The organism is Pseudomonas sp. GOM6 (assembly GCF_029537485.1).
Classification (GTDB): Bacteria; Pseudomonadota; Gammaproteobacteria; order Pseudomonadales; family Pseudomonadaceae; genus Aquipseudomonas.
This window is the reverse complement of sequence record NZ_JARPUS010000003.1, coordinates 254,775-280,129: the sequence shown is the minus strand read 5'-3', so window position 1 is coordinate 280,129 and position 25,355 is coordinate 254,775. Positions and strand designations below refer to the sequence as shown.

Annotated in this window: 22 protein-coding genes; 15 read left to right on the top strand and 7 right to left on the bottom strand. The window is 64.7% G+C overall.

The genetic code is table 11. The features are described from left to right. Positions 1–218: 218 nt before the first annotated feature. The 3 genes from P7A97_RS05905 (at position 219) to P7A97_RS05895 (ending at position 3,683) form a co-directional block, all read left to right on the top strand. Positions 219–935: a response regulator gene (locus tag P7A97_RS05905; protein ID WP_277689008.1), complete on the top strand. Its 717-nt coding sequence runs from the start codon at positions 219–221 to the stop codon at positions 933–935. Next, a complete protein-coding gene (locus P7A97_RS05900; protein WP_277689007.1) occupies positions 932–2,536 on the top strand; it encodes an ATP-binding protein in 1,605 nt (534 codons plus the stop codon). Before P7A97_RS05905 ends, P7A97_RS05900 begins: the two co-directional genes overlap by 4 nt. Before the next feature lie 121 nt (positions 2,537–2,657). Continuing rightward, on the top strand, positions 2,658–3,683 hold the full coding sequence (locus P7A97_RS05895; protein WP_277689006.1) for an alpha/beta hydrolase: 1,026 nt from the start codon (positions 2,658–2,660) through the stop codon (positions 3,681–3,683). A 7-nt stretch (positions 3,684–3,690) separates the two neighbouring features. Here the strand turns inward: P7A97_RS05895 and glpD are convergent, their stop codons facing one another. Beyond that, on the bottom strand, positions 3,691–5,226 hold the full coding sequence (gene glpD / locus P7A97_RS05890; RefSeq protein ID WP_277689005.1) for a glycerol-3-phosphate dehydrogenase: 1,536 nt from the start codon (positions 5,224–5,226) through the stop codon (positions 3,691–3,693). 225 nt (positions 5,227–5,451) lie between these two features. Next, on the bottom strand, positions 5,452–6,210 hold the full coding sequence (locus tag P7A97_RS05885; RefSeq protein ID WP_277689004.1) for a DeoR family transcriptional regulator: 759 nt from the start codon (positions 6,208–6,210) through the stop codon (positions 5,452–5,454). 262 nt (positions 6,211–6,472) lie between these two features. Between P7A97_RS05885 and ybaK the strand changes: the two genes are divergently transcribed. The 3 genes from ybaK to P7A97_RS05870 all read left to right on the top strand — a co-directional run bounded on the left by ybaK (position 6,473) and on the right by P7A97_RS05870 (position 9,346). Further along, positions 6,473–6,943 carry a Cys-tRNA(Pro) deacylase gene (gene ybaK, locus P7A97_RS05880; protein WP_277689003.1) on the top strand — a complete coding sequence of 157 codons (471 nt, stop codon included), beginning with the start codon at positions 6,473–6,475 and terminating at the stop codon, positions 6,941–6,943. Between the two features lie 88 nt (positions 6,944–7,031). After that, entirely contained in the window at positions 7,032–8,519 is a 1,488-nt protein-coding gene (glpK, locus tag P7A97_RS05875; protein ID WP_277689002.1) for a glycerol kinase GlpK, read from the top strand. Between the two features lie 41 nt (positions 8,520–8,560). Next, positions 8,561–9,346 (top strand): transporter substrate-binding domain-containing protein, encoded by a 786-nt coding sequence (locus P7A97_RS05870; protein WP_277689001.1) that lies wholly within the window; start codon positions 8,561–8,563, stop codon positions 9,344–9,346. A gap of 55 nt (positions 9,347–9,401) precedes the next feature. On the opposite strand, the gene P7A97_RS05865 is transcribed toward P7A97_RS05870, so the two are convergent. Both P7A97_RS05865 and P7A97_RS05860 read right to left on the bottom strand, forming a co-directional pair. Next, on the bottom strand, positions 9,402–10,184 hold the full coding sequence (locus P7A97_RS05865; protein WP_277689000.1) for a type IV pili methyl-accepting chemotaxis transducer N-terminal domain-containing protein: 783 nt from the start codon (positions 10,182–10,184) through the stop codon (positions 9,402–9,404). 93 nt (positions 10,185–10,277) lie between these two features. After that, positions 10,278–11,531 carry a hypothetical protein gene (locus tag P7A97_RS05860; RefSeq protein WP_277688999.1) on the bottom strand — a complete coding sequence of 418 codons (1,254 nt, stop codon included), beginning with the start codon at positions 11,529–11,531 and terminating at the stop codon, positions 10,278–10,280. A gap of 339 nt (positions 11,532–11,870) precedes the next feature. Between P7A97_RS05860 and P7A97_RS05855 the strand changes: the two genes are divergently transcribed. Then, positions 11,871–12,650, top strand: a complete 780-nt coding sequence (locus P7A97_RS05855; RefSeq protein ID WP_277688998.1) for a PhzF family phenazine biosynthesis protein — start codon at positions 11,871–11,873, stop codon at positions 12,648–12,650. A 24-nt stretch (positions 12,651–12,674) separates the two neighbouring features. On the opposite strand, the gene P7A97_RS05850 is transcribed toward P7A97_RS05855, so the two are convergent. Then, positions 12,675–13,778, bottom strand: a complete 1,104-nt coding sequence (locus tag P7A97_RS05850) for an ABC transporter ATP-binding protein (RefSeq protein WP_277688997.1) — start codon at positions 13,776–13,778, stop codon at positions 12,675–12,677. After that, positions 13,775–14,692 (bottom strand): ornithine carbamoyltransferase, encoded by a 918-nt coding sequence (argF, locus tag P7A97_RS05845; RefSeq protein WP_277688996.1) that lies wholly within the window; start codon positions 14,690–14,692, stop codon positions 13,775–13,777. The genes P7A97_RS05850 and argF overlap by 4 nt, the downstream gene beginning before the upstream one ends. 325 nt (positions 14,693–15,017) lie before the next feature. Here argF and P7A97_RS05840 point away from each other — a divergent pair, with 325 nt between their 5' ends. Beyond that, positions 15,018–15,449 carry a hypothetical protein gene (locus P7A97_RS05840; protein ID WP_277688995.1) on the top strand — a complete coding sequence of 144 codons (432 nt, stop codon included), beginning with the start codon at positions 15,018–15,020 and terminating at the stop codon, positions 15,447–15,449. 180 nt (positions 15,450–15,629) lie between these two features. Beyond that, positions 15,630–17,738, top strand: coding sequence for a molybdopterin oxidoreductase family protein (locus P7A97_RS05835; RefSeq protein ID WP_277688994.1), 2,109 nt, complete (start codon positions 15,630–15,632; stop codon positions 17,736–17,738). On the opposite strand, the gene P7A97_RS05830 is transcribed toward P7A97_RS05835, so the two are convergent. Continuing rightward, on the bottom strand, positions 17,735–18,469 hold the full coding sequence (locus P7A97_RS05830) for a transporter substrate-binding domain-containing protein (RefSeq protein ID WP_277688993.1): 735 nt from the start codon (positions 18,467–18,469) through the stop codon (positions 17,735–17,737). The two genes, P7A97_RS05835 and P7A97_RS05830, sit on opposite strands and share 4 nt — an antisense overlap. A gap of 181 nt (positions 18,470–18,650) precedes the next feature. Here P7A97_RS05830 and grxD point away from each other — a divergent pair, with 181 nt between their 5' ends. The 6 genes from grxD to P7A97_RS05800 all read left to right on the top strand — a co-directional run bounded on the left by grxD (position 18,651) and on the right by P7A97_RS05800 (position 25,342). Further along, complete coding sequence (gene grxD / locus P7A97_RS05825) at positions 18,651–18,980, top strand: Grx4 family monothiol glutaredoxin (RefSeq protein WP_277688992.1); 330 nt, start codon at positions 18,651–18,653, stop codon at positions 18,978–18,980. A gap of 256 nt (positions 18,981–19,236) precedes the next feature. Further along, positions 19,237–19,968, top strand: coding sequence for a type 1 glutamine amidotransferase (locus P7A97_RS05820; RefSeq protein WP_277688991.1), 732 nt, complete (start codon positions 19,237–19,239; stop codon positions 19,966–19,968). A 553-nt stretch (positions 19,969–20,521) separates the two neighbouring features. After that, entirely contained in the window at positions 20,522–21,931 is a 1,410-nt protein-coding gene (locus P7A97_RS05815) for a circularly permuted type 2 ATP-grasp protein (protein ID WP_277688990.1), read from the top strand. Positions 21,932–21,942: 11 nt separating this feature from the next. Continuing rightward, on the top strand, positions 21,943–22,893 hold the full coding sequence (locus P7A97_RS05810; RefSeq protein ID WP_277688989.1) for an alpha-E domain-containing protein: 951 nt from the start codon (positions 21,943–21,945) through the stop codon (positions 22,891–22,893). Then, positions 22,890–23,693, top strand: coding sequence for a transglutaminase family protein (locus P7A97_RS05805; RefSeq protein WP_277688988.1), 804 nt, complete (start codon positions 22,890–22,892; stop codon positions 23,691–23,693). Before P7A97_RS05810 ends, P7A97_RS05805 begins: the two co-directional genes overlap by 4 nt. 428 nt (positions 23,694–24,121) lie before the next feature. Further along, on the top strand, positions 24,122–25,342 hold the full coding sequence (locus P7A97_RS05800; protein ID WP_277688987.1) for an aspartate aminotransferase family protein: 1,221 nt from the start codon (positions 24,122–24,124) through the stop codon (positions 25,340–25,342). The last annotated feature ends 13 nt before the right edge of the window (positions 25,343–25,355 follow it).

Here is a 25,355-nt window from a genome sequence, read left to right as displayed (position 1 = left end):
GGGTGAAAGGGCTGAATTCGGCGCAGGCTGCGTGATTGCTGGCTTGTACCGTTCGTCGCCCTTTGCCGGCCCTTCCCAAGGGCGAAAAAGTGTCCGTGGCTTATGGCCATAGCCACAACATATAGTGGTTGGCATGTCCAGTGGAATGGTCGGTGCAGTCGGTTAGAATGCCGGGCCTACCGTAGGGCTGCGGCAGGCGCAGGTTTAAGGAGCCGACGTTGGAACAAGAAGCACAAATTCTCATTGTCGAGGACGATGAGCGGCTGGCCGAGCTGACCCGTGAGTATCTGCAGAGCCACGGCTTGCAGGTGGCGATCGAAGCCAACGGTGCCAATGCGGTGGCGCGCATTCTGCGCGAGCAACCGGATCTGGTGGTGCTCGACCTGATGTTGCCGGGCGAGGATGGCCTGACCATCTGTCGCAAGGTGCGCGGCCCCTACGAGGGGCCGATCCTGATGCTCACTGCACGCACCGACGATATGGACGAGGTGCTTGGTCTGGAGATGGGCGCCGATGACTATGTGTGCAAGCCGGTGCGCCCGCGCGTGCTGCTGGCGCGTATCCGGGCCCTGCTGCGGCGCAGCGAGGGCGGCGATGCACCTGTCGAGGGCCAGCGTCGTCTGGAGTTCGGCCAGCTGGTGATCGACAGTGCCATGCGCGAAGCCTGGTTGCGCGGCGAGGGCATCGAGCTGACCAGCGCCGAATTCGACCTGCTCTGGCTGCTGGCGGCCAATGCCGGGCGGATTCTCTCGCGTGAGGAAATCTTCACGTCTCTGCGTGGCATCGAGTACGACGGCCAGGATCGCTCGATCGACGTGCGCATCTCGCGCATCCGGCCGAAGATCGGCGATGACCCGATGCACCCGCGCCTGATCAAGACGGTGCGCAGCAAGGGTTACCTGTTCGTCGCCGAGGCCGCTGCAGAGCTGCAATGAACACCATCTTTCTGCGCATCTATGGCGGCATTATCGCCGCCCTGGTGCTGGTCGCGCTGCTCGGTGTCGGCGCCCTGCAGCTGACCAACGAGGTGCGCAGCGACCAGTACCGCGAGAAGCTGGCGCGCGGCACCTTTCGCCTGATGGCGGACAACCTGCAGCACATGGACGATCTCGACCGTCGTCGCGCCCTGATCACCTGGACGCGCCTGCTCGGCGTGCCGCTGGAGCTGCAACCGGTTGCCGGCCTGCCGCTGGATGGCCGTGCCCGTGGTCGCCTGCAGCGCGGTCAGGTGCTGGTGGAGCAGACCGGGCCGCATGCCGCGCGGGTCTATGTACAGATTCCCGGGGAAAGTCAGGTGCTGAGCACCGAGGTGGAGCAGATCAGCGAGCAGCTGGCACGGGCTACCGTATTCCTGCTGATGGACGAGCTGGTGCGCTACCCCATTGCCGAGCAGCCCTGGCGTCTGGCGGAGCTGAAGGAAGAGAAGCAGTTCGGTTTTTCCCTGCGCCTGGTGGTGCTGGAGAAGGTCGACCTGGACGAGGACCAGCAGCGTCGGGTGGATGAGGGCGATACCGTGCTGGCGTTGGGCAAGGAGGGCGACTCGATTCGTGTGATCGCCGGTATGGTCAGTACGCCCTGGGTGCTGGAAGTCGGTCCGATCGAGCAGATGAATCCCTACCCGACCGAGCTGTTGGTGCTGATAGGCGCTCTGGGCCTGAGCCTGACCGGGCTGATTCTGTATTTGCTGGTAAGGCGCCTGGAGCGCCGCCTTCAGGGCCTGGAGGATGCGGCGGCACACATTGCCGGCGGCCATCTGGATGCCCGTGCGCCGACCCAGGGCGCCGACTCGGTGGGCCGTCTGGCCACCACCTTCAATGCCATGGCCGAGCAGCTGCAACGCCTGCTCAATGTGCAACGCGAGATGGTGCGGGCGGTGTCCCACGAGCTGCGCACGCCGGTGGCGCGTCTGCGTTTCGGTCTGGAGATGATCGAGGATGCGCAGAGCGACGAGGCGCGACGCAAGTACATGCTGGGCATGGACGGCGACATCCAGGAACTCGACAAACTGGTTGACGAGATGCTGGTCTATGCCCGCCTGGAGCAAGGCTCGCCGGAGCTGAACTACCAGAAGGTCGACCTCTGCGCGCTGGTCGATCAGGTGATTGGCGAGCTGGCGCCGTTGCGTGCGAGCATTCGCGTCGAGCGCGGCCCTTGCCAGGATGGCCCGCATGGCGAGGTGCTGGTCGAGGCCGAGCCGCGCTACCTGCACCGCGCCTTGCAGAACCTGCTGAGTAACGCCATGCGCCACGCCGAGTCGCGGGTACGCCTGAGCTATCACATCGGCCACAAGCGTTGCCGGGTGGATGTCGAGGACGATGGGCCGGGCGTGCCGGAATTGGACTGGGAGCGCATCTTCACGCCCTTCCTGCGCCTGGACGACAGCCGTACCCGCGCCTCGGGCGGGCACGGCCTGGGGCTGTCCATCGTCCGCCGCATCATCTATTGGCACGCCGGCCGTGCCCACGTCGGCCGCAGCGCGGAACTCGGCGGCGCGCAGTTCAGCCTGATCTGGCCACGGCGTCAGACGCCGCACTGAGGCGCCGGTCACGACCGTTCGGCGCGCTTCATCAAATTGTCATCGAACTGTGGCAGCGGCCGCGAACAAACATCCGCAGACTCGCGTTTGACTGGGGTTCTGCGTTTTAGGTGTTTTCGTAATGCGAGCATTCTTGCTGCTGGCCGCGCTGGTGTGCGCCACGCCGTCTTTTGCGGCTTCTCGATGTGATGTCCAGGTACCTACCGCTGTGGCGGAAGTAGGGTCGGTGCGCTTGGCCTACCAGAGCATTGGCCGCGCAGCCGATCCGGCGCTGCTGTTGGTGATGGGGCTCGGCGGACAGCTGATCCACTGGCCCGATGAGGTGGTGGAGAGTCTGTGTCAGCAGGGTTTTCGGGTGGTGCGCTTCGACAACCGCGATGTCGGCCTGTCCAGTTGGCGGGACGAGGCGCCTGCGGTCAGTCTGACCTACGAGCTGTTGCGCTATCGCCTGGGCCTGGCGGTAGAGGCACCCTATGGGCTGCGCGACATGGCGCGCGATGCGCTGGGGCTGATGGATGATCTCGGCATCCAGCGTTTCCATGTCCTGGGCGCCAGCATGGGCGGGATGATTGCCCAGCATCTGGCTGACCTGGCGCCGCAGCGCGTGGAAAGCCTGACCCTGCTGATGACCAGCACCAGTGCACCTGGCCTGCCGGCGCCGGATGCGCGTCTGCTTGAACAGCTGGCGCGCCGCGAGGCGCCAGCGGATCGCACCGCCGCCATCGAGCAGCAGGCTGATCTGCTGGCGGCTCTCGGCAGTCCGAGCCAGGTCAGTGAACGTCAGCAGTTGCTGGAGGAGGCCGCTCACAGCTACGACCGTGCCTACAACCCGCAGGGTGTGCAGCGGCAGATCCTCGCCATCCTGGCCGAGCCGAGCCGGGTGCAGTTGCTCAACCGCCTGCGCGTCCCCACCCTGGTGGTGCACGGTACCGCTGACCCCTTGCTGCCGGTGATGCATGGGGTGCATGTGGCGGCCCATATAAAGGGGAGCGAGTTGCGCCTGATTCCTGGGCTGGCCCATCGCTTTCAGGCTGCGTTCAAGGCGCCCTTGCTCGCTGCCGTACTGCCCTACCTGCGTGAGCAGCGCATGGCCGAGGCACAGCTGGCGCAGCGCGCAGAAGAGGGCGCGGTGCGCTCGCGGTTGTAGGTGCGCTTCAGAGGGCTTGGGCGAGGTCGGCGACGGGAGCGTGGCGCTGCTGCAGATAGTCCCGGAGTCGCGCCTGTTGTGCTGCCGTCATGAACAGGCCCAGTTTGGTGCGGCGCCAGAGAATATCCTCGGCAGTCATTGCCCATTCTTCGCGGCACAGATAGTCCACTTCCCGCTGGTACAGCCCGGCGCCTAGGTGCTCGCCCAGCTCGCTCTGCTGCCGGATGCCGTCGAGCAGGCGCCAGGTGCGGCTGCCGTAGGTGCTGGCCCAGCGACTTGCCAGCTCGCGGTCGAGCCAGCCGAAGCGTGCGGTCAGCTTGTCTACCAGCGCTTCGCGGCTGCCCATGTTCTCGCCGCCTGGCAGTGGCGCCTGGTCGGTCCAGGCCGGGCACAGGTGCGGAAAGTGTGGCGCGAGTAGTTCCAGGGCTGATTCGGCGAGCTTGCGATAGGTCGTCAGCTTGCCACCGAACACCGAGAGCAGCGGCGCTTCGCCGGGGGCGCCAGCCAGGGACAGGGTGTAGTCGCGGGTGATGGCCGAGGGTTGGTCGGATTCGTCGTCGCACAGCGGGCGCACCCCGGAATAGCTGTGCAGGATATCGCCACGACTCAGTTGGCGCGTGAAGTGGGCGTTGACCACACCGAGCAGGTAGTCGGTCTCTTCCTCGCTGATCACAACCTGCGCCGGATCGCCCTGGTATTCACGGTCGGTGGTACCGATCAGGCTGAAGCGTTCCAGCCAGGGAATGACGAAGACGATGCGTTGATCCTCGTTCTGCAGGATATAGGCCTTGTCGCCCTCATGGAGGCGCGGCACAACGATATGGCTGCCCTGGATCAGGCGTATGCCGTAGGGCGATTTCTGCTTCAGGTCGTCCTGCAGGAAGCGCGCGACCCAGGGGCCGGCGGCGTTGACCAGGGCGCGGGCACGGATGGAAAACAGGCTGCCGTCGGCGCGTTCCAGATGCAGGTGCCAGAGCCCCTTGCTGCGCCGCGCACTGACGCAGCGGGTGCGGGGGTGAATGTGCGCATGGCGCTCGTGGGCGGCCATGGCGTTGAGCACCACCAGGCGGGCGTCATCCACCCAGCAGTCGGAGTACTCGAAGCCGCGGCTCATCTGCGCCTTGAGCGGGTTGCCGGCGCCGAAACGCACGCCATGCGAGCCTGGCAATTTCTCGCGCTTGCCCAGATGGTCGTAGAGGAACAGGCCGGCGCGGATCATCCAGGCCGGACGCAGGTGCGGGCGGTGCGGCAGGATGAAGCGCATGGGCTTGACGATGTGTGGCGCCTTGGCCAGCAGCACCTCGCGCTCGGCCAGGGCCTCGCGGACCAGGCGAAATTCATAGTGTTCGAGGTAGCGCAGGCCACCGTGGATCAGCTTGCTGCTGGCCGAGGAGGTGTGGCTGGCCAGGTCGTCGCGTTCGCAGAGGAACACCGAGAGGCCGCGCCCGGCAGCATCCGCCGCGATGCCGACACCGTTGATGCCGCCGCCGACTATGGCCAGGTCGTAGATTTCGGCAAGGCGAGGCGTGTGGCTGAGCGGCATGGCAGGGTCGTCCTGGGTTGCAATGTGAACTTTAATGTTCGAAATCGAAAATATGCTAGCCGAGGATGCGCGATTTCGCCAGTCCGAAACGCTTGGGTGCCGGTAAAGGGAATGCTGAGCAGGGCGTCCCCTCTCCCGCATGCGAGAGAGGGGGCGTCGGCTGTAGCCCGGATGCAATCCGGGATCGGAGCCGTTTGCTTCCCGGATTGCATCCGGGCTACGGGATCAGACCAGGTGCAGCTGGATTTTCTGCTCGTGCAGCAGGCGAGCCAGGGTCGGGGAGGGCGGGGCGTCGGTATAGATATGGTCGACCAGGGCGATGGAGCCCAGGCGTACCACGGCGTTGCGCCCGAACTTGCTGGAGTCGGCGGCCAGCAGCACCTGGCGGGCGTTGTCGATGATGGCCTGGGACACGCGCACTTCCTGATAGTCGAAGTCGAGCAGGCTGCCGTCCTCGTCGATGCCGCTGATGCCCATGATGGCGAAGTCGACCTTGAACTGCTGGATGAAGTCCGCCGCCGCCTGGCCCACCACGCCACCGTCACTGCGCACGCTGCCGCCGGCCACCAGCACTTCGAAGTCGGCCTTGTCGGCCAGGGTCGCGGCCACGTGCAGGTTGTTGGTGATCACCTTGAGGTGCTTGTGGCCAAGCAGGGCGCGGGCGATGGCCTCGGTGGTGGTGCCGATGCTGATGAACAGCGAGGCATGGTCGGGAATGGCCGCGGCGATGGCCTCGGCGATGCGCTGTTTCTCGTCGCGCATCTGTCCCGCGCGCATGGCATAGGCGGTGTTCTGGATGCTGGAGGTCTCGCAGGCCGCGCCGCCGTGGGTGCGCCGCAACAGACCCTGTTTGGCCAGTTGGTTGATGTCGCGGCGAATGGTCTGCGGCGTGACATCGAAGGCCTGGGCCAGTTCTTCGATGCTGACGTAGCCGCGCTCGCGGGCGCGGTCGAGGATACTCTGCTGGCGGGGCGGGAGGCTCATGGGCGTTCCTTGGTAGCGCTGTCCAGACTGGGTGGGCGACTTCAGTCGCGATCAACAGCCTTCGCGGCTGAAGCCGCTCCCACGGAGGCTGATTGCTTGGCTGTTGTTATTTGCTGGCGGAGTATAACGAGATGCTGTTGCGGCGCGCCTTTTATACCTGGCTGGCTGCCTACGGGCCGCTGCGGTGTGACAGTAAGAACTGCTCCTGGCCGCTTTTTCCGTTAAGGTACGCCACTTCGTCAGCTGATTTTCACATTCGAACATGACTCCCGCCATCGATCTGCTGAAAAAAGCCAAGGCCGAGCACAAGGTGCTCAGCTACCACCATGACCCGAAGTCCGCCTCCTATGGCCTGGAGGCAGCGGAAAAGCTGGGCCTGGACCCGGCGCGGGTATTCAAGACACTACTGGCTGCCACCGAAAAAGGTGAGTTGCTGGTGGCCGTGGTGCCGGTGGCTGGCTCGCTCGATCTCAAGGCCCTGGCCCACGCCGCTGGCGCGAAGAAGGCCGACATGGCCGACCCGCAGCAGGCCCAGCGCAGCACCGGCTACCTGGTCGGCGGCATCAGCCCGCTGGGGCAGAAGAAACGCCTGCGTACCTTCATCGATGAGAGTGCCCGGCAGTACCCGACCATCCACGTCAGCGCCGGGCGGCGTGGTCTGGAGGTGGAGCTGGCGGCCGAGGTGCTGGCCGAGCACACCCAGGGCCGCTTCGCGGCCATCGGCCGGGAGTGATGCTCTGACGGTGAGTGCTGCTCGCACATGCTTTCCGTCTGGAACTCGCTCCGTCCTTCACTACACGGCATAACAATAAGGAAGCCACATGTCCCAATACCTGCTTGCCATTGACCAGGGCACCACCAGCTCCCGCGCCATCATCTTTAGTGCTCAGGGCCTGCCGCTGGCCAGCGCCCAGCGCGAGTTCAAGCAGTATTTCCCCAAGGATGGCTGGGTCGAGCACGACGCCGAGGAAATCTGGCTGACCACCCTGGCGGTGTGCCGTGAGGCGCTGGCCAGCAAGGGCCTGAAGGCCGAGGACGTACTGGCCATCGGTATCACCAATCAGCGCGAGACCACCATTGTCTGGGATGCCACCACGGGGGCACCGATCCATCCGGCCATCGTCTGGCAGGATCGGCGCACCGCCGACTACTGCGCCGGCCTCAAGGCGAGCGGGCATGAGGCGAAAGTTTCGGAGAAGACCGGCCTGCTGATCGACCCCTATTTCTCCGCGACCAAACTGCGCTGGACCCTCGACAACGTGCCCGGCGCGCGTGAGCGGGCCGAGCGCGGCGAGCTGCGTTTCGGCACCGTCGACAGTTTCCTGCTGTGGCGCCTGACCGGGGGCAAGGCGCACCGTACCGATGCCAGCAACGCCTCGCGCACCCTGATGTTCAACATCCATGAACAGCAGTGGGACGACGAACTGCTGGCGCTATTCGAGATTCCGCGCAGCCTGTTGCCTGAGGTGCTGGATTGCGCTGCCGAGTTCGGCGTCACCGAGCCTGGGCTGCTTGGCGCCAGCATCCCGGTGCTGGGCATGGCCGGCGACCAGCAGGCCGCGCTGATTGGCCAGGCTTGCTTCCAGGAGGGCATGGTCAAGAGCACCTATGGCACCGGTTGTTTCATGATCCAGAACACCGGCGCCACCCCGGTGGTGTCGCAGAACCGTCTGCTCACCACGGTCGGCTACCGCCTGGACGGCAAGGTCACCTACGCGGTAGAAGGCAGCATCTTCGTCGCCGGCGCCGCCGTGCAGTGGCTACGTGACGGCATCAAGCTGATCAGCGACGCCCGCGACACCGAGTTGCTCGCCGAGCAGACCGGCGATGCCTGCGGCGTCTATCTGGTGCCGGCCTTCACCGGTCTCGGCGCGCCGTATTGGGACCCCAAGGCGCGTGGCGCGATTTTCGGCCTGACCCGCGATACCGGGATCAAGGAAATCGTCACCGCCGGCCTGCAGTCGGTGTGCTACCAGACCCGCGATCTGCTCGAAGCCATGCGCCAGGACGGTGCCGCCGAGCCCAGCGCACTGCGTGTCGATGGCGGCATGGTGGTGAACAACTGGGTCATGCAGTTCCTGGCCGATATCCTCGGTGTGGCGGTGGAGCGTCCGGTAGTCACGGAAACCACCGCCCTCGGCGTGGCTTACCTGGCCGGCTTGCAAGCGGGGCTGTATGCCAGCCTGGAGGAGATCGCTAGTCACTGGCATCGCCAGCAGCGATTCGTGCCACGCATGGCTGACGAGCATCGTGCCAAGCTCTATGCCGGCTGGCTGGATGCCGTGCAGAGGGTGCGCAGCGAAGCTTGAGAGTGGTACAACTGCGGCGATTACTGATTCGAGATCGCCGCATGCAGTTGCGCTGTCGCCTGCTTCGCCCCGCCAAAGCCCTGACCCTGCTGGCCTGCCTGGCCCTGAGCGGCTGGGTGCGGGGTGAAACACTGGTGATCGCGGCCGATCGCTGGTGCCCGATCAACTGCGAGCCGGGGAGTGAGCGGCCGGGCATCTTCGTCGAGCTGGCGCGGGACATCTTTGCCGAGGCTGGCATCGAGGTGCGCTACGAAATGCGCAATTGGGCGCGGGTGCTGCAGGAGGTGCGCCGTGGCGAGATCAACGCCGCGATCGGCGCCGGCATAGGCGATGCTCCGGACTTCCTGTTCACGGAAACACCCGTGGCGATGTCGCGCAACTGCTTCTACACGCTGCCCGATTCCAGCTGGCGTTACGACGGGCTGGACTCGCTGGCCCGTGTGCGCCTGGGTGTCATCAACGACTACAGCTATGGCGTAGAGATCAATGCCTATGTGGCGGCGCACCACCGTCATGTCGACCAGGTGCAGGTGGCGGCTGGCGACAAGGCGCTCGACATCAACCTGAGCAAGCTCGGTCTCCGGCGTATCGACGCCATGATCGAGAACAGCTGGGTGGTGCAGGCCCGCCTGGCTGAGCTGGGTCGCAGCGGCGAGTTGCGCGAGGCGGGCTGTCGTGAACCGGATGTGCCGATCTACCTGGCCTTCTCTCCGGCGCTGAAAGCCAGTTCTCGGCATGTCGAACTGCTCGAACAGGGCCTGCTGCGCTACCGCGCCAGCGGTCGTCTGCAGGCGCTGTTACAGGCCTATGGCGTGGAGAAGCACTGAGGCGTCGGGCGACGGCTGTTTCCAACCTAACCTGCAACCTGGTGCTATCAGGGTTTCAGGTCTTTTGCCGCATCACCTGCTCATAGGCGCTGGTCAGCTCGTTCATTTGCTTGAGCAGGGTCTCGGTGGTGGTGGCGATCACCGTGGGCACATAGTGGGCATCGGCCGACAGATTGAAGCCGGCGCGGGCGAAGCGCCACTGGGCGTCGACCTTCTTCAGGGCCGCGGCGATCTGCGGGGTGTTCTGCTCGGCGGCCAGCAGTTCCTGCTGGGCTGTCTCGAACTCCTCGGTGGCTAGTTGCAGCTGCTGCTCCAGGCCCTCGGCGGGCAGCCCCCAGCTCAGCGCCAGATACAGCTTGGCGATGCGCTGGCTGAGCATGCGCTGGCGCCCACTGCGGTTGACCAGGCGCGCGTCGGCGCTGCCGGTGTGGGCTTCGATCAGACGCACCACCGCTTCGCTCTGCGCCAGGAGCTGGTCGCTGAGCTGCAGCAGGCGCACGGCCTGCTGCCGTTCGGGACGGGACAGGGCCAGTTCGCGGTAGGTCTGCCAGGTCTGCTCGACCTGGCCGAGGGCGGCGCTGATTTCCCCGGCGGGAGCGTATTCGTTCAGCGCCAGGAAGTTGCTCTCGAAGCGCGCCACGCTCTGGTCCAGCTGTTCGATGGCCTGTTCGCTGCGCACCTGCGCGCCGATCATCAGGTAACTCTTGGCGATGCGCTGGCTCAGCATGCGTTGCATGCCGGACAGGTTCATCGCCTCGGCATCGCCGATGGCGGCCGTGGCGGGCGAGCAGAGCAGGGTGAGGGTCAAGCCCAGGAGAAAAATCATCCGACTCAACATGGGAGCTCCAGGGACGCACGGGCTTGCCGCGCGCCGGTAAAGGTGAGGGCAGCAGCGCGGCCCGAGGTCGCGCTACCGTCGGGGTGTCGCGGTTTAGTAGCTGTATTGCAGCTGCAGCCAGAACTTGTCGGTGTCGACGGTGCGGGGCTCGTCTTCCGAGTTGTAGCTGGCGTACTTGACCAGGCCGACCAGGCCCTTCACCCCGGGAATCGGGTGGGCGTAGGACAGGTCGATCTCGCTGCCGTAGTCGTCGCTGCCCTGCTCGGTAGAAAAGTCGTGGTACCAGGCCTGCAGGGTGCCGCCCAGCAGCGGGGCGGTGGCGCCGAAATAGAGGTCTTCGATGCCGTCGGCCGGGGTGGTGAGGAACACGTCGGCCCAGCCCTGGAAGGCGTGTTTGGTGGCCAATGGCGTCTGGAAGGCGCGATTGCCCGGGCCGCTGTCGCCGCCCAACACCTCGTGGCCGGCCTTCAACTGGATGCCCTTGATCGTGTAGCCCAGTTCGAGCAGGAGGTAGTCGCTGCTCAATTCCTGCGGGTTGCTGTCGTAGTCGCTCTGGCGGGCGTATTCCAGCACGTAGCTGAGGCCGGAGAGGTTGCCGTTCAGGCGCAGGCCGTTGGTCTGGCTGGACAGCGTACCTTCGGGGGCGGTGGGGGCGATGGCCAGGTTGTCCAGGCCCAGCAGGTAGCTGTAGGCGGTGGCGGTCAACTCGGGGGCGAAGATGTACTGGGCGTTGATCAGGTGGCTGTGGCCGTCGATGTTGGCCGGGTTGGTGCGGTTGTCGTAGCGGCCGTTTTCCGGGCCGAAGATGGTGTTGACCTGGTCGATGTAGGCGTAGCTCAGGGTCAGACCGTCGACAGGCTTGAGCTGGGCCATGGCGCCGTCGTAGGTCTGCTCGTTCTGCCGCCAGGCCACGCCGCCGACGAAGCGCTGGTTGTCCAGGTTGATGCGCTGGCGGCCGAGCACTGCGCTGCCGTACTGGTGGTCGTAGCGCAGCAGGGCCTGGTTGATCTCGCTGCCGTCCGGGTCGGCGACCACGGCGTAGTTGCCCTGGCCGTTGCGCGTGCTGTTGTAGGCGGCATCGCCAATGCGGCTGACGTTGTCGGCCTCGATCAGGGCCGAGAGGCCGTACCACTTGCCGCTCTGCAGGCCGATACGGGTGCGCAGGGTCTGGGCATGGGCGTCGCGCAGGGCGTTTTCCTGGTCGACGTTCTCGAAGCGGTAGCGGGCGTCGAGGTTGACCTTGCCCTGAGTGAACAGGTTGCTGAAATCCTCGGCTGCGCTGGCGGCGTGGCTGAAGGTGGCGCAGGTCACGGCGAACGACAGCAGGGACAGTTTGGTCATGTGCATGGTGGTCTCCAAAAACGCAAAAAAAAACGCCACGATGCCGGGCTCTTCTGAACGAGAGCGGTGGCTTTCGTGACGTCGTTGTCGGTTGAGTGGCAGACACGCCGTTGTGCTGACCGGGGCCTGCCATAGCAGGCGGCGTGCCAGAATTCTCAAGTGACTGATTTGTTAAGAATTAGTGAAGGTTTAAGAACCTTTCGCGATTTAGCGCTGCACCGAGCTAGCTCGCTGCGCCTTGATACAGTGCAGCTGTAGTGCTGCCTTGCTGCACGACTGTACCGGGTGTGCTGACGGTGTTGCGGGCATGCTGAGCGCCCGATCACCGTTTGGCAGGAGCCTCTCATGCAGCTCGACTTTCATCAGGTGGACGCCTTCAGCGCCCGCCCGTTCGCTGGTAATCCGGCCATGGTCTATCGCCTCGATGCCTGGCTCGATGACGCTTTGATGCAGCGCATTGCCGCCGAGCACAACCTGGCCGAGACGGCGTTCGTCGTGCGTGAGGGGGCAGCCTGGCACATCCGCTGGTTCACCCCGACCTGCGAGGTGCCACTGTGCGGCCACGCGACTCTGGCCAGCGCCCACGTGCTGTTCGCGGTGTATGGCGAGGCCGGCGAGCGCTTGGACTTCACCTGCCAGTCCGGCCCCTTGGCCGTGAGCCGTGAGGGGGAGCGGCTGGTGCTGGATTTTCCCGCGCAGTATCTGCAGCCGGCCGAGCTGGCCGAGGAGGTCGCACAGATTCTCGGACAGCGGGTGCTGAGCGTGCGGGTCGGCAAGGAGCTGTTGGCCGAACTGGAGTCCGAGCAGGCGGTGCGCGCCTGTGCGCCGGATCTGAAGGAGCTGGCGAAGCTGCCGGGGTTGGGCGTGATCGTCACCGCGCGCGGAGAGGGACATGACTTCGTCTCGCGCTACTTCGCCCCAGGTCTGGGCATCGACGAAGACCCGGTAACCGGCTCCGCCCATTGCATCCTCACGCCCTACTGGGCCGAGCGTCTGGGCAAGACCGAGTTGAGTGCCTGCCAGTGTTCGGCGCGTGGTGGCGAACTGCACTGCCGGTTGGAAGGTGAGCGGGTGAAGATTGCCGGCCAGGCGGTGCTGGTGGCCAGCGGTAAGCTGTTTATCTGAGGTTGGCCGTGTTCGCGCGCAGGGTCAGTTGCTGCTGTAGCGGCGCACGCCCGAGTCACCCAGGTTGACCTGCGCGGCCACGCTGCCCGGGGCGGGGAAGACCACCAGGTGGTCGGCGGCGATGCGGATGCCGACCTGCTGCCCCGGCAGATGGTCGGCGTGGCTGGGGAACAGGGCTTCCAGCTGGCTGCCGGTAGGCAGTTGCAGGCGGTACAGGGTGGCGGCGCCGAGGAAGGTCTTGCCGACGATCTGCGCGCGTAGCTCGCTGTCTGGCGCCGGGATGATGTCGTCCGGGCGCAGCAGCACGTCCACCGAGCTGCCCGGCGCCCAGGTGTAGGCGCGGTTGCCGCGGATCACGCCCAGCTCGGTCTGCACCGTGTCCGGGCTGAGCAACTGGCCGCGAATGAAATAGCCCTGGCCGACGAAGCTGGCGACGAAGGGCGTCAGTGGCTCGTGGTACAGGTTGAAGGGTGTGTCCCACTGCTGCAGGCGGCCCTCGTGGAATACGCCGACATGGTCGCTGACGGCGAAGGCTTCTTCCTGGTCGTGGGTGACCAGGATGGCGCTGGTGCCACGGGCCTTGAGAATGTCGCGCACCTCATGGCTGAGTCGCCGACGCAGTTCGCCATCGAGGTTGGAGAAGGGCTCGTCGAGCAGTAGCAGTTGCGGTTGCGGTGCCAGGGCACGGGCCAGGGCCACGCGTTGCTGCTGGCCCCCGGACAGCTCGTGGGGGAAACGCTGGCCCAAATGGGTCAGCTTGACCAACTCCAGCAGCTCGGCGGTGATCTGTTCGCGTTGGGGATGCTTGCGAATGCCGAAGGCCACGTTGTCGGCCACGTTGAGGTGGGGGAACAGCGCGTAGTCCTGGAACACCATGCCGATGCGGCGCTTCTCCGGGGCCAGGGTGAAGCCAGCGCGGGAGATGACTTCGCCGCCCAGTTCGATCTCGCCTTCCAGCACTGGCTCGAAACCGGCGATGGCGCGCAGGGTGGTGGTCTTGCCACAGCCGGAGGGGCCGAGCAGGCAGCCGATGTCACCGGCGTTCAAATGCAGGTTGAGCGTCTGCACCACGCGATGTTGCTGGTAGCCGCACGCCAGCTCACGCAGCGACAGCAGCACCTGGCTCATGCGTGATAGGCCGGCTCGACCAGCATTTCCAGCAGGGCCTTCTGCGCATGCAGGCGGTTTTCGGCCTGCTGCCAGGCCAGCGAGCGCGGGTCGTCGAGCAGGTCCTGGCTGATTTCCTCGCCCCGGTGGGCCGGCAGGCAGTGCAGGAAAATCACATCTTCGGCCGCCGCATCGAGCAGGGCACGGCTGACCTGGTAAGGGGCGAACACGGCCAGGCGCTTGGCGTTCTCTTCTTCCTGGCCCATGGAGGTCCACACGTCGGTGCTGACCAGATGGGCGCCGGCGACGGCTTCTTTCGGGTCGCGCACGATCTTGGCGCGATCACCGGCGGCGGCGAGGAACTCGGCCTTGGGCTCGTAGCCTTCGGGGCACGCGATGCGCAGCTGGAAGTCGAACTGTACGGCGGCTTCCAGGTAGGAGTTGCACATGTTGTTGCCGTCGCCGATCCAGGCCACGGTCTTGCCGGCAATGCTGCCGCGCGCTTCCTGATAGGTCTGCATGTCGGCCAGCAGCTGGCAGGGGTGCAGGTCGTCGGACAGGCCGTTGATCACCGGCACGCTGGAGTTGGCGGCAAAGTCGGTGAGGGTGCTGTGGGCGAAGGTACGGATCATCACCGCATCGAGCATGCTGGACATGACGATGGCGGTGTCGCCGATCGGCTCGCCACGGCCCAGCTGGGTGTCGCGAGGCGAGAGGAAGATGGCCTGGCCGCCGAGCTGGATCATGCCGGCTTCGAAGGACAGGCGGGTACGGGTCGAGGCTTTCTCGAAGATCATGCCCAGCACGCGGTTCTTCAGCGGCTCGAACAGCACACCACGGCGGCGCAGGTCTTTCAGCTCGATGGCTCGACGGATCAGCCCGCCCAGTTCCTGGGGGCTGCAGTCCATCAACGAGAGAAAGTGTCTGGCGCTCATCATTCACTACCTTTAATTCAACAGCTGTCGCGGCCCGGTTTTTCCGGGAAAAAGCAGCCCACACAACGGCTGGAGCCGCGCGGGTGCGACAAAGGGGAAGGGCGCGATCTTATAAGGAAACGACGCGGCGGAGCAAATTGCTCCCGGACCTGGGCTGCGACGAAAGGTTTCAGGGGAAATTGTCCAGGCTGTGGTCGCTGTCACAAAAGTGCAACGCTGGCTTGCCCGTCCCAGAGCGGCGCTCCTACCATGCGCCCCGCCTTGAAAGGCACCCCCGATGCCCCGCAATGGGGCGTTATGGATCTTCTATGCAAAGGAGTCTTGCATGAAACACGTAGCCTATGCCGCCGCTTTTTCCGCTCTGGCCCTGCTGACTGGCTGTGCCAGCCAGAACTACAGCCAGCCGAGCGCTCCGCTGAACGGTGAAGTCGAAACCAACCTGAAAGCAGACGTGAAAGTGGGCGAGTCCATCAGTGGCGAGTCTTCGGTGAACATCCTGTTCGGTATGTTCAAGCTGGGTGGTGATACCCAGTTCGCCGACGGCGTGACCTATGGTGGTGGCGAAGGCGGTTTCGCTCTGGGCCTGGACCCGGTAGCAGCCGCCAAATCCGCAGCAGCCTTCAAAGCGGTGAAAACCTCCGGTGCCGACCTGATCGTCGCGCCGCGCTATGAAGTCAGCGTGCAGGATTATGTGGTGTACAAAGCCGTCAACGTCAAAGTGACCGGCAACAAAGGCACCGTTACCGCAATTCGCTAAGCCTTCCGGGGCGTGCCTCGCGGTGCGCCATGTGATTGCTTTGCTTTGCGTCTGAATCGGCGGGCATGATGCCCGCCGATTCATGAAATGAAGGCCCCTGGCCAACCCTCCCTCCAGCCTCCATAGTCTTGCCATCACGACCCGACCGGTCGTCTCGGACAAGAACAAAGAGGCTAGGCCATGACCAAGACCCTCCATCACCGTGCCTGTCACCTGTGTGAGGCCATCTGCGGCCTGACCATCGAAACCCAGGACCATGAGGACGGCAGCCGCCAGATCCTGTCGATCAAGGGCGATGCCCAGGACAGTTTCAGCCGTGGCCATATCTGCCCCAAGGCAGTGGCCCTGCAGGACATTCAGAACGACCCGGACCGCCTGCGCCAGCCCGTGCGCAAGGTCGACGGCCAGTGGCAAGCGATCGACTGGGACGAGGCGTTTGAGCTGGTTGCCGAGCGCCTGAGCGCGATCCAGGCCGCGCATGGCAAGAATGCCGTGGCCGTGTACCAGGGCAACCCCAGCGTGCATAACTACGGGCTGATGACCCACAGCAACTACTTCCTTGGCCAGCTGAAGACGCGCAACCGTTTCTCCGCCACCTCGGTGGACCAGTTGCCGCACCACCTGACCAGCTACCTGATGTATGGCCATGGCTTGCTGCTGCCGATTCCGGACATCGATCACACCCAGTTCATGCTGATTCTCGGTGGCAACCCGCTGGCCTCCAACGGCAGCATCATGACCGTGCCGGACGTGGAAAAGCGCCTGAAGGCGCTCAAGGCGCGTGGCGGCAAGCTGGTGGTGGTCGACCCGCGGCGCAGCGAGACGGCGGCCATGGCCGACCAGCATCTGTTTGTGCGTCCGGGCAACGACGCGGCGCTGCTGCTGGGGCTGCTCAACACTCTGTTCGAAGAGGGGCTGACGCGGGAGAGCCCGCTGCCGGTCAATGGCCTGGAGCAGGTCAAGCAAGCCATTGCACCCTTTACCGCCGAAAGCATGGCCGCGCGTTGCGGCGTTGCGGCGGTTGAGATCCGCCAGCTGGCCCGTGACTTTGCCGGCGCCGAATCGGCGGTGTGCTACGGGCGCATGGGCGTCTCCACCCAGGCCTACGGCAGCCTGTGCCACTGGCTGATCCAGTTGATCAACCTGGTGACCGGCAACCTCGACCGGGTCGGCGGCACGCTGTGCACCAGCCCGGCCGTGGACCTGGTGGCGAACACCTCCGGCGGCCACTTCAACGTCTGGCAGAGCCGTGTGTCCGGCTTGCCGGAGTACGGCGGCGAGCTGCCGGTGGCGGCCCTGGCCGAGGAAATGCTCACACCCGGCGAAGGGCAGATCAAGGCGCTGATCAGCGTGGCCGGCAACCCGGTGTTGTCCACACCCAACGGCCGCCAGCTGGAGCAGGCGCTTGATGGGCTGGAGTTCATGGTCTCGGTCGATCTCTATATCAACGAGACCACCCGCCACGCCGACCTGATCCTGCCGCCCACTGCACCGCTGGAGCACGATCACTACGACACCACCTTCAATGTGTTTGCCGTGCGCAACGTCACCCGCTTCAACCAGCCGGTGCTGGCCAAGCCCGAGGGGGCGCTGCACGACTGGGAGATCTTCGTCGGCCTGGCCAAGGCGTTCGCTGCGAAGAATGGCACCGAACTCAAGTCGACCATGCCGCCGGCGCAGATGATCGACATGGGCCTGCGCGCCGGTCCCTACGGCGACCAGTCCGAGCACAAGCTCAGCCTGGCCGTGCTCAATGAGGCTCCGCACGGCATCGACCTGGGCCCGCTCAGGCCGAACCTGGCGGCGCGGTTGAAGACCGAGTCCAAGGCCATCGAGGCTGCGCCCCAGCTACTGGTCGCCGATTTGGCCCGTTTTGCCGCCGAGCCACAGCCGGCCGCGGACGAACTGGTGTTGATCGGTCGCCGTCATGTGCGCAGCAACAACTCCTGGATGCACAACTACCAGCGTCTGGTGAAGGGCAAGCCGCGTCATCAGCTGTTGATGCATCCGGACGATATGGCCGGACGCGGCCTGGCCGATGGCCAGCGTGTGCGGGTGCAGTCGCGGGTCGGGATGATCGAGGTTGAGGCGGTGGCCAGCGACGAGATGATGCCCGGCGTGGTCAGCCTGCCGCACGGCTGGGGCCATGCTCGTCCGGGTGTGCAGATGGGGATTGCCAGCGCCCAGCCCGGCGCCAGTGCCAATGACCTGACCGACGAGCGTCAGCTCGATGCGGTGTCCGGCAATGCCGCGCTTAATGGCGTGCCGGTACGGGTCGAGGCGGCCTAGAGATGTACGCCATAGCGGGCATAGATCTTGTCGATGGTGCCTTGTTGCTTGAGTTGCACGATGGCGGCATCCAGCCTGTCCAGCCAGGCAGCGTGCCTGGGGTGCACGCGCATGCTGACATCGTAGGAGCTGACCACGTCGCCGATTTTCAACTGACGGTATTGCGGGATCATTAGCAGGTTGTACTGGGCCACGGCCTTGTTGATCAGAATCTGGTCGAAGCGCGACTTGCTCAGCATGCTAAGCAGCTGCTGCTCGTTGAGTGCGTTGCGCCGGTCGAGCTGCCCCGAACTGATCAGTGGCAGCAGTTCGGGGTAGGCGTAGCCGCGTACCATGCCCAGCGATTTGCCGCGCAGGTCTTCGGGCTGCTTGACCGGAAATGCCTTGTTCGGCGCGAAGACCAGCACATCCACCACCTTGCCGAACGGCACCGAGAAGATGCCTGGCTTTGCCTGGTGCTTGACCCAGCCGGGATAGACCCCAGGTTCGATGTCGAGCTGGCCTTCGTTGAACAGCAGGCTGATGCGAGGGTAGGGGTAGTACTGCACGTTGAAGGTGTCGCCGGTGAGCTTGGCCAGCTCATCGAGGATGTCCTGATAAATGCCGCGTTTGCCGTCTTCGATCATCATCGGCGGGTAGTCATAGAACCCCACCTCAAACGTCTCTGCCTGAGCATGCTGTGCAGCACACACCAGGCAGAGCAGACTCGCCACTTGCTTCAGCCACTTCACCGGATTGCCCTCACCCGCACCATTCCCTGACAGTCTAGTGCCTGACTGGCAAGCAGACTCTCGTCCGCGTCTCAGGCAAGAGACCTGCCGTCTATCCCCGAGCCTTCTGCTGGGTTTTTCGGTTACAATCGCCGCCACCGCGCCCGGCTCAGACCGGGGAAAAGTCCAGATGAGGTGAGTCGTGGATATTATCGATACCATCAAAGAGCAAATCGCCAACAACACCATCCTGCTGTACATGAAGGGCTCGCCGAATGCTCCGCAGTGCGGCTTTTCCTCCCGCGCCGCCCAAGTGGTGATGGCCTGTGGTGAGAAGTTCGCCTACGTGGACATCCTGCAGAACCCGGAAATCCGCGCCAACCTGCCCAAGTACGCCAACTGGCCGACTTTCCCGCAGCTGTGGGTGGCTGGTGAGCTGGTCGGCGGTAGCGACATCCTTACCGAGATGTTCGAGAAGGGTGAGTTGCAGACCCTGATCAAGGACGCCGCCGAGAAAGCCAAGGCCGAATAAGCCCGCGCGCTCTGCCAAAAAAGCCGATGCATCTGCATCGGCTTTTTGGTTTGTACGCTGGCGCTTTTGGCGTGATCCAGTGGGGCATGGCCCTATAAAGAAGGCACGCCGCCACGGCCAATCGGTAGCTGGCGCGTTAGTCTTGGCTGCGCGTACCTACCTCGGTTAGCCTGCTCGAAAAAATAAGTCCGCCAGATCAGGTACTTCGTGTTTCGGCACGGGCCTTGCCTTGGCAAGCGGACAACGGAGAGTAGTCATGACCGACATTCTGATTCTGACCCACGTCGATTATTGTCCTCCGGGCCACCTCGCCACCGTGCTTGAGGCTCAGCGGCTGGATTTCACGGTATTGCGCGCCGACCTTGGCGAGCTTGAAGGCTATGACCTGGATCGCCCGCGGGCGGTGGCGATCATGGGCGGGCCGATGAGCGTCAACGACCCATTGCCTTGGATAGAGGCAGAAGTTGCCGCTATTCGGCACTTCATCCAGCGTGACATCCCCATCATCGGTCACTGCCTGGGCGGCCAGCTGATTGCCCGCGCCCTGGGTGCCAGCGTGCACCGCATGCCTTATACCGAGGCCGGCTGGCAGCCGCTGGTAAGGCGCGACATGCACAGTCCCAGCCCCTGGTTGGCCCACCTGCCACGTGAGTTCCCGGTGTTCCAGTGGCACGGCGACACCTTTGCCTTGCCGGACGGCGCCCAGTGGCTGCTGTCCAGCCCATGGTGCCCGAACCAAGGCTTTTCCTGGGGTGACAAGGTGCTGGCTCTGCAAGGCCATCCCGAGGTCACCGCCGAGGTGGTGGAAAGCTGGCTGCGCGACTGGTCGCATCTGCTCGACGAGACCCAGGCCAGCCAACAGGGTCTGAACCAGATGCTGGCTGACCTGCCCAGCCGGGTCGCTGCCCTCAACCGAGTGGCAGAGGGGCTTTACCGGCACTGGCTCAACCTGGCCTTTGGCGAGCCCGCGATAGCCTGCGCGGTCTAGCCCCACCTCTAGTGGGAGCGGCTTTAGCCGCGATAAGGGCTCGACGCGTCTGCATCGCGGCTGAAGGCCGCTCCCATGAGAATCACCTGCTCGTCGTCTGGGCCCGGCGCCTTTTGTAGGAGGTGCTAGGGGGCACTCCGCCTGGGTCGCGAGGCTTTTGCACGGCCTGAATCCCGTCCAGTCCCTTCTACAGCGCAGTGACAGACCACGCCGGCTTTCCACTCGGCATAAAAAAGCCGCCCGAAGTCGGGCGGCCAGTAGGAGCGACCGGCCAAAGGGGTAGCCGACCTACGAAACAACGGGCCTGATGAGCCACTGCTTCGGTGCGGCGCAGTCTGCCCAAGCGACCTTGCGACGTGAAATCGAAGCTGCCTATACCGCTCATAGAGGCGTCGCCACGCACTGGGGCGCGACCCATTCTGGTGCCTGGCAAATTGCTCCAAGTTGGTGCGGTGTGTTTTCTGAATTTATTTAACTAATTGAAATATAAGAATTAATTTTCGTGGCACGGCCCTTGCGATGGCTGTCTTGTCCGGGTGACAAGGAGCACGGCATGCCCCGCACTTTTTTTGATGAGATGAATGACGCGAGCGGTGAAGTCCGCTCGCACTATCGGGAGTTTGCCCGCTGGCTGGCGGATACGCCGGCCGAGCTGCAGGCACAGCGTCGTCGTGAAGCCGATCTGCTGTTCCACCGGGCCGGCATCACCTTCACCCTCTACGGGGACGAGCAGGGCACCGAGCGCCTGATCCCCTTCGACACCATCCCCCGCAGTATCCCCGCCAGCGAATGGCGCATCGTCGAGGCCGGCTGCATCCAGCGGGTGCAGGCGCTGAACATGTTCCTCGCCGACCTCTACCACGACCAACGCATCCTCAAGGCCGGCATCATTCCGGCCGAACAGGTGCTGGCCAACGAAGGCTACCAACTGGCCATGCAGGGCCTCGACCTGCACCGCGACATCTACGCGCACATCGCCGGGGTCGATCTGGTGCGCGACGGCGACGGTACGTTCTATGTGCTGGAAGACAACCTGCGTACGCCCAGCGGCGTCAGCTATATGCTGGAAGACCGCAAGATGATGATGCGGCTGTTTCCCGAGCTGTTTGCCATGCAGCGTGTGGCGCCCATCGACCATTACCCGAGCCTGCTGCTCGATACCCTGAAAAGCTCCAGTCCGATCGACAACCCCAGCGTGGTGGTGCTGACACCGGGGCGCTTCAACAGCGCCTACTTCGAGCACGCCTTCCTCGCCCGCGAAATGGGAGTGGAGCTGGTGGAGGGCGCCGACCTGTTCGTGCGTGACGACAAGGTGTACATGCGCACCACCGCCGGCCCGCAGCCGGTGGATGTGATTTACCGCCGCCTGGACGATGCCTTCCTCGACCCGCTGGCCTTCAATCCCGACTCCATGCTCGGCGTGCCCGGCCTGCTGGCGGCCTACCGCAGTGGCAACGTGGTGCTGGCCAACGCGGTCGGCACCGGGGTGGCCGATGACAAGTCGATCTACCCCTATGTCGGCGACATGATCCGCTTCTACCTCGACGAAGAGCCGATCCTCAAGAACGTGCCCACCTGGCAGTGCCGCAAGCCCGAGGAGCTGTCCCACGTGCTGGCCAACCTGCCCGAGCTGGTGGTCAAGGAAACCCAGGGCTCCGGTGGCTACGGCATGCTGGTCGGTCCGGCCGCCAGCAAGGCCGAGATCGAGGCTTTCCGCGCCCGCCTCAAGGCCCGCCCCGAGGCCTATATCGCCCAGCCCACCCTGAGCCTGTCGACCTGCCCGACCTTCGTCGAGAACGGCATCGCGCCTCGGCATATCGACCTGCGTCCGTTCGTCCTTTCCGGTCGCGAAACCCGCCTGGTGCCGGGCGGCCTGACCCGCGTGGCGCTGCGCGAGGGCTCGCTGGTGGTCAACTCGTCGCAAGGCGGCGGCACCAAGGACACCTGGGTGGTCGAGGACTAAGGAATATCGCCATGCTTTCGAGAACTGCCTCCGATCTGTACTGGATGTCGCGTTATCTGGAACGCGCCGAGAACCTCGCGCGCATGCTCGACGTCAGCTACTCACTGTCGCTGATGCCGCACGACGGCCGAGGCGATGGCCTCGACGAACTGGCCCTGCCTCTGCTGATCACCGGCACCCTGGACGAATACCTGACCCGCCATGGCCAGCTGCACGCCGAGCGCATGCTGCATTTCTTCGCCCTCGATGCGGAGAACCCGGCGAGCATCTATTGCTGCCTGCAGGCCGCGCGGGCCAACGCCCACGCCGTGCGCGGACGAATCACCGCCGACATGTGGGAGAACATCAACGCCACCTGGCTGGAGATGCGCGGCATCGCCGCCGAAGGCCTGGGGCGCTACGGCATCAGCCGCTTCTGCGAGTGGGTCAAGGAGCGTTCGCACCTGTTCCGTGGCGCCACCTTTGGCACCATCATGCGCGGCGAGGCCTACCGTTTCATCCGCCTGGGCACCTTCATCGAGCGCGCCGACAACACCCTGCGCCTGCTCGATGCGCGCTACGAGATGCTCGGCGAGGCCGCCGACGAGGTCAGCGACACCTCGGCCCGTGGCTACTACGAGTGGAGTGCGCTGCTGCGGGCGCTGTCCTCGTTCGAGGCCTTTACCGAGATCTATCGCGGCTCGCCACGTACCCACAAGATCGCCGAACTGCTGCTGCTGCGCCCCGACGTGCCGCGCTCGCTGCGTGCCTGCATGGAGGAGCTGAACCTGATGCTCTCCGGCTTGCCCGGCGAGAGCGGTCGCCCGGCCCAGCGCCTGGCCGCCGAGCTGGATGCGCGCCTGCGCTACACCAGTGTCGAGGAGGTGCTCGACGAGGGCCTGCATACCTGGCTTACCGATTTCATCCTGCTCGTTCGGCAGTTGGGCAGCGCCATCCACACGTCCTACCTGGAGGTCGTATGAGACTCTCGATCCGCCACGACACCACCTACAACTACGACGATCAGGTGCGCGCCAGCATTCAGTACCTGCGCCTGACCCCACAGGAGAGCGCACGTCAGCGGGTGATCAGCTGGCAGCTCGACCTGCCGCGGCCGGTGCGCGCGCAGCGCGACCCCTACGGCAATATCCTGCATGTGCTGACCCTGGACGAGCCCCACGAGGCGTTGGTGATCGGCGCCCGCGGCCAGGTGGAGATCGACGAGCACTGCGAGTCCGAGCGCGACACTCGCTCACCCCTGCCGTACCTGCGCTTCACGCGCCTGACTCAGCCCGACGATGCCTTGCGGGCTTTCGCCGAAACCAGTAGCGCCGGACGTCGCGATCGTGACGGGCTGGCTGCGCTGATGTATGGCCTGCATGAGCAGATGCCCTACACACCGGGGGCGACCCAGGTGGAAAGTACCGCCGCCGAAGCCTTCGCCGGCCGCGCCGGGGTGTGCCAGGACCATACCCATGCCTTCCTGGCCTGCGCGCGCAGCCTGGGGGTGCCGTCGCGTTATGTGTCGGGCTACCTGTACACCGAGGACAGTGGCCACCTGGCCAGCCATGCCTGGGCTGAGGCCTGGCTGGGGGATGCCTGGTACAGTTTTGATGTAACCAACCAGTTGGTGCGGCCGGAGCGGCATCTGAAATTGGCGGTGGGCCTCGATTACCTGGATGCCTGCCCGGTGCGGGGGATGCGCCGGGGTGGTGGTGGCGAGCAAATGCATGCGCGGGTGAATGTGGCGGCATTGATGCAGACGCAGCAACAACAGCAGTGATGCGTTGTTTTCTCTCTCCCGCGTGAGGCGTGTGGGATGAAGGTCGAGTCGTGCACTGAGCCTTAAAGCCGCTCTGTTCGAGGGCGGGTAACGCGCAAAGCGTTATCCGCCCCTCTCTTTATCTGCGTCGCGGGTCGCGCAGCCTGTTCCCTACCGCCTCGGCCGTACTTGGCTCTGGCGGATGAGCTGTTATCGGCGCTGCAATCACTGGCGAATAAAGTCGCGACCGCAGTGGGGAGAATTACCCGTGCAGCGTTTAAACTGCGCAATTCCGGAGCTTTCTGTCGCATTGCCGAAAGCCCAGGAAATTCGCGGGTTGCCGCTGTAAGAAGTTGTCGCATGGCGGCAATGCGGTCCCCCGGTCAGCCCCTACAATCCTTCCATCACCTGCCATGAGTGCGGTGTTCCTTATTCAGGAGAAAGCTTCGATGTCCGTTCAGCACGATCCGGTGCAACGCGCCGATTTCGACCAGTATCTGGTTCCCAACTACTCTCCCGCCGCCTTCATTCCGGTGCGTGGCCAGGGTTCCCGAGTGTGGGATCAGAGCGGTCGCGAGCTGATCGATTTCGCCGGCGGCATCGCGGTCAACTCGCTGGGCCATTGCCATCCGGCGTTGGTCAAGGCGCTGACCGAGCAGGCCAACACCCTGTGGCACGTTTCCAACGTGTTCACCAACGAGCCGACCCTGCGTCTGGCCCACAAGCTGGTGAATGCCACCTTTGCCGAGCGCGTGTTCTTCTGCAACTCCGGCGCCGAGGCCAACGAGGCCGCCTTCAAGCTGGCCCGTCGCGTCGCCCATGACCGTTTCGGCCCTGAGAAGTGCGAGATCATCGCCGCCCTCAACAGCTTCCATGGTCGCACCCTGTTCACCGTCAGCGTCGGTGGTCAGCCCAAGTACTCCGATGGCTTCGGTCCGAAGATCCAGGGCATCACCCACATCCCCTACAACGATCTGGATGCGCTGAAAGCGGCCATTTCCGACAAGACCTGCGCCGTGGTGCTGGAGCCGATCCAGGGCGAGGGTGGTGTGCTGCCGGCCGACAAGGCCTATCTCGAAGGCGCCCGTAAGCTGTGCGACGAGCACAACGCGCTGCTGGTATTCGATGAAGTGCAGAGCGGCATGGGCCGTACCGGCGAGCTGTTCGCCTACATGAACTACGGTGTGACGCCGGACATCCTGTCCAGCGCCAAGAGCCTGGGCGGTGGTTTCCCCATCGGCGCCATGCTCACCACCACTGAGCTGGCCAAGCACCTGGCTGTCGGTACCCACGGCACCACCTACGGCGGCAATCCGCTGGCCTGCGCCGTCGCCGAAGCCGTGCTGGATGTGGTCAACACCCCGGAAGTGCTGAGCGGCGTCAAGGCCAAGCATGCGCAGTTCAAGCAGCGCCTGCAGGCCATCGGCGAACAGTACGGCGTGTTCAGCGAGGTTCGTGGCCTCGGCCTGCTGCTGGGTTGCGCCCTGAGCGATGCCTGGAAAGGCAAGGCCAAGGTCGTGCTGGATGCCGCCGCCGCCGAAGGCGTGATGGTGCTGCAGGCCGGTCCGGATACCGTGCGCTTCGCCCCCAGCCTGGTGGTCGAGGATGCCGACATCCGTGAAGGCCTGGATCGCTTCGAGCGCGCCGTGGCCAAGGTCGTTCAGGGCTGATGCCCTGCCGGGC